4 protein-coding genes are annotated in these 4,396 nt (G+C 62.1%); 1 reads left to right on the top strand and 3 read right to left on the bottom strand.

Annotated elements, in window-relative coordinates; translation table 11 throughout:
- Positions 1-353: 353 nt before the first annotated feature.
- From A2J03_RS21950 to A2J03_RS31785, 3 genes are all read right to left on the bottom strand, one after another.
- On the bottom strand, positions 354-1,253 hold the full coding sequence (locus A2J03_RS21950) for a hypothetical protein (RefSeq protein WP_068378222.1): 900 nt from the start codon (positions 1,251-1,253) through the stop codon (positions 354-356).
- 710 nt (positions 1,254-1,963) lie between these two features.
- A complete protein-coding gene (locus A2J03_RS21945; RefSeq protein WP_068378220.1) occupies positions 1,964-2,830 on the bottom strand; it encodes a zeta toxin family protein in 867 nt (288 codons plus the stop codon).
- A complete protein-coding gene (locus A2J03_RS31785) occupies positions 2,827-3,306 on the bottom strand; it encodes a hypothetical protein (protein ID WP_068378217.1) in 480 nt (159 codons plus the stop codon). The genes A2J03_RS21945 and A2J03_RS31785 overlap by 4 nt, the downstream gene beginning before the upstream one ends.
- 499 nt (positions 3,307-3,805) lie before the next feature.
- Between A2J03_RS31785 and A2J03_RS21935 the strand changes: the two genes are divergently transcribed.
- Positions 3,806-4,225, top strand: a complete 420-nt coding sequence (locus tag A2J03_RS21935) for a helix-turn-helix domain-containing protein (RefSeq protein WP_068378215.1) — start codon at positions 3,806-3,808, stop codon at positions 4,223-4,225.
- Positions 4,226-4,396: the final 171 nt, after the last annotated feature.

Raw genomic sequence — 4,396 nt, 5'->3', positions numbered from 1 at the left:
CGATCGCCGTGATCTGCTCATGCTGGTCGGACTCATTTCAGTAGATCCCTATTCTAAGCGGGTCCACTGTCCGAAATCCCTGGGCCGATCAGACAGCCACCTCCGACCGCGACGTGGCTTGAACCAGGTCTCCATCAGATCCAGGGTGGTTCACCCCGAGCCGTTGCGTATGGTCCCACACGTGAGCAGGGACAGGATTCATCAGATGCAATAGGTATAAGTTCACTGGTAACCCTGCATATGAAGACTGGTCGTCTTGCGGCCGGTCCGATACCAGTGCCTGGACTGCACAGGCCACGGTCTGCACGTGCGTGCAGTTAGCTTTGATCCGCTCCCGGCATCTCGGGTTGTAGTCATGACAACGCACGTATCAAGTTCTCCGGTGCCTGCAGCGGCAGGTAGCCGTCGGCGATGACGCGTCGGCAACCGTCCAGCTCCACCAGTACCTGCCTCTGATCCGTCGCCGCGCCCTCTACGTACACCGTGGAGGCGATTCGCGACGCCGTGTCAACACAGTCCGGTGCCAGGGTGAGCGAGGCGGTGTCGAAGCCGGATTCGACGTAGTCGGTCCCAACGAAGTTCGCACCTTCCGGTGTGAGGTCGAAACGGCAGTAAATGTTGCCGACGGTGAGCACGCCCGGGACGGTGGACCCTCCGCGCGGGGGTGCGAGGATCGGCGCGCAACTCGACAGTCTCAGAAGCAGATTCAGTTCGTCCTGTGTGATGCGATATTCGACAGACGATGCCACCGTCATGTTGCCGATAGCCGAGAGCGCGGCGATGTTCGGCAAGCCGCATTCGTGGGAAGGGAAGGTCGGAGCTATCGCGCGGCCCTGTGAGTCGAGTAGCCACAAATCGGGCGTTGGCACAACACTGTAGCTCGGACATCTTCCGGCGAGAGGTGACCGGCGCTCCGTTGGTTCGTTCAGGAGCCGAACTACCTCCGTGAAATCGCCCTCGTACCGCGTTTCGTCGTATCCGCGGCCATTGTCCAGTTCGAGGGCACCAGAAAAGTCAGTCGAGCAGATCACCGCCGCGACCGGTACGAAGTCGACGGGAACTGTTCCCGATGTCGGACGGCTGGGTGGTGGTGGCCGGCCCGGCGGCAGGCTGTCGTCGCATCGAAACGACTCCGCTGACCCGATCTGCGCGACGACGCGGGTTGGAGCGTTCGCTACCCAGACCGCGTAGCCGCCTCCAATTGTCAGTGCGAGCCCAGCGACCGCGAGCAGGGAGATCCACCGCCGCGTCATGCCGTCACAGTAACCGCTGGAACAGTCTCGAGGCACTTACGTCAGCGTAAGCATTGGACCGGTAGCTGCAGCCAGTTGATTCATTGAATGCAACATGCAGAGGTTCACTTTACATAATCCAAATTATCGGCAATGAATGTCATGTTTATTACGGTATGTTTCGATCGGTTGCTGCACGAAACTTGCACCTGATGTACGTAGTCTTCGCGCGGCAGATCACGTGCCCGCGCGGCATCGCTTCCGACGCTCGCACGCGGCGGGATATTTTGGGCTCGTTACTCGTAGCGCCTTCAGCTGTCCGGCTCGATGTGGTCAGTCGGCAAATCCTTGGCGGATCATTACTCATGTTCTCGGAATGTGTTGTACGCCTTATTCTTTCGTCACAGTGACGGAAGGATAAGGCGCGCGTTGTTGGGGAGATCTTCCTATACATCTATGCCCGGGCATCACTGGTCGGGATCGAGCGGGTTGCAGGAGGCTCCGTAGCCGTATCTGGCGAGGGTTATGTCCGGCCCGGAACTGCGGGCGGATCGATGGGCCGTCTTACCGAAGGCGGCTTTCGGCCGCCCGTGCATGGCGCTGACTGTCTTGATTGCCGATGACCTTCGGCCGAATACATCGACCCTCTGCTCGCGTATCCCGTTCTGCGACACCGCGGCCGCGCTCAGCTACACCCTCGTCCGAGGTTGCGCCGTTGCGCGGACGCGCAGCTACGTGCCTTCGACCAGCTTGCCATCGACGCGCCGGGAGACCAAGGGGTCGGCGCCGAGTCTGCGGTCGATCTGGATGAGGGTGACCTGTGGAATCGCCGCTGCGAGAGAACTTTCGAACGCCGCGCGGGCGTGGACTGCGCAACGGCTCACCGGACCATCACGGTAGAGCGAGTCGATCGCCGCTGGTGGAGTGAACCGGCCACCCATCCGGTCCTGACCGCTGTTGCCTGCCAGTCGGCCTGTCCACCAGCGGAGCATCGCCTGCTCGTGCGCGAGGGACGCGGGTACTTCGACATCGACAATGCGGACGTCGGTGTACTCGTGCTCACTGAGCTGGGCCATGAGAATATTTCCGAGCGGACCCCATTGCAGGGTGCCCTCGATGACGACGTTCTCACGGCGTTGCAGGCAAATTTCTCGGACGTCGTCGATGACTTCCGTGGATTCGGAGTGGACCAGGGCGGCGAGTTCACGAGGGGCTATCGGATGTGAATCGGCGAGCACCGTCGACAGCAGGTCGCTGTAGTGGCCGTCACCGATTGCGCGGCGCAGGAGCTCGTCTTTGACGAGGTCCGCGTCGAGGTATCGGTAGCTGCTCTCGACGAGGTGACGCTGGCGCAGCGCCGTGGACTTGCCAGCCCCCGGAGGCCCCGAAGAAATGATTGCAGCGCAGTGCCCGTCGCGACTAGGTTCGGCGAGGTCGAGATACCACTCGATGACCTCCTGCAGCGTCCGGTCCCGGCGGCGGTCGCCCTCATAGAGGGCGAGGGTACTGCGACCGCTCGCGGCGTGCAGTGGCCGTCCCGCCTGGCCTAGACCCACCAGTTGCCGAGCGACTGAGTCACGCAGAAGTTCTGCCCTCACACCGGGGCCGAAGCGCGGTGGGCGTTTCGGGCTCTTCTCGTGCGGTCGAACAGGACATCCCACTGGTCGTCACTGAGCAAACCTCGCCGGTACGCACGCCGGACGTCGTCCCAGCTGCCCTTGGCGTACGCGTCCACCGAGTGGTCGCCCTCGGTGGGCACAGAGCCATACGTATAGCGCCAGTTCACCAGCGTGTCCATCATCTCTTCATCGCTGACCAACCCGGCAGAGCGCTGATAGATCACCTCAGCCGGGGTCTTCTCGAGTTCATCAGGCTGCTGCTCAGCGCGGATCGCGAGCCGGTGGACCTGAGTTGCCGAGATCTCGAGGAGGTCAGCGATCTGCCGCAGCGTGAGGCCTTCACTCTGCGCCATACTGATCAACCGGAGACGATCGAGGCGCACGAGGTGCTCCCGGGCAGAGTTGGCGGCAAGCGCACTTCTGGTGTCGATGACGGTCATGCCAACCCTTCCCATATTGTTGTTCCTAATTGTAACACCGTTTGTCCCCGACCTGTTACTCGACCTCGCCGTCCTCACCCACGGTCTCTTCGACCTGCGCACCTGGCCGGGCGACGACGCACTTCGGTTCCATGTCAATCTGTCCGGGCTGCATTTCGCGCACCCCGACTGCCTACGCATCTCGTTTCGACCGTGTCTATCGATGTGTATCGGTGGCCAGCGGTGCGTATGGGGGGCCAGGCGGCAAGCACACGGTTCGCTCGCTCAGGGGTCGCCGACGACTAGGTGACTCCTGTCATTGGGGTTCTTGCCCGTGTCACAGCTACTCGGCACCATCTGAAGTCCCCTGCCTCGGTGAAACCTGGGTGCTCACTCGACGAGGCAGATCCTGGCGCCTGCGGCGTTCGCGTCCGCAGGGCCCGCCGTGCTCCGCTGGCGCTGGTCGTGGCGTCAGCGTATTCGGTCCGTTCCCGGAAACGTTGCTATCGAAGGATCCTTCGGACATCGTCGACTCATGTTCGGAGATGTCGCTCGGCTGGGGCTCGCGGTCCGGGATCGACGTGCGCGTCTCGGTTTGAGTCAAACAGATCTCTGGAGGTCCGGTGGCCCTTCCAACAGCACATTGACCAATATCGAGAACGGCAGGCAGGTACCGGTCAGTTCCTTCACGCTACGCAAGCTCGACGAAGCGTTGAAATGGGGCACCGGGTGCGCGTACAGCCTGCTGCATGGAGATGAAGGACCAGTGTCGGTTTCGATGCCCGGAGCAGAGCTGCGCGCACACAATCTGGCTGCCGCTGCCGCTGAGGCTCGTCGCGCTCTCGCGCGCTTCGCGGACAATCAGATCGGCTTCCAGGAACTCGAGGCCTGCGTGTTGCTGTTGGCGACCGAGGCGGAAGCTGTAGCAAACGATGCCCGGTCAGCGAACGGATAGTCGTGCACGACACGGCGCGCGCCTGTGCGAAGTGCGTACGCGGGCCTTCGCTATCCGAGCAGGATGGGCGTGATGCGAACATTCGTGGACATCAGGGGCATTCTGCCTGGGGTGACGAATGTTCAATCGTGCCGATAGTGCGAGTGCGGTCTTTCGCGTTGTCCGCACAGA

Source organism: Rhodococcus sp. EPR-157 (assembly GCF_001647195.1).
In the GTDB taxonomy this organism is placed as follows: domain Bacteria; phylum Actinomycetota; class Actinomycetes; order Mycobacteriales; family Mycobacteriaceae; genus Rhodococcoides.
The sequence above is the reverse complement of the archived record's forward strand: the minus strand, read 5'-3'. Positions and strand labels throughout refer to the sequence as shown.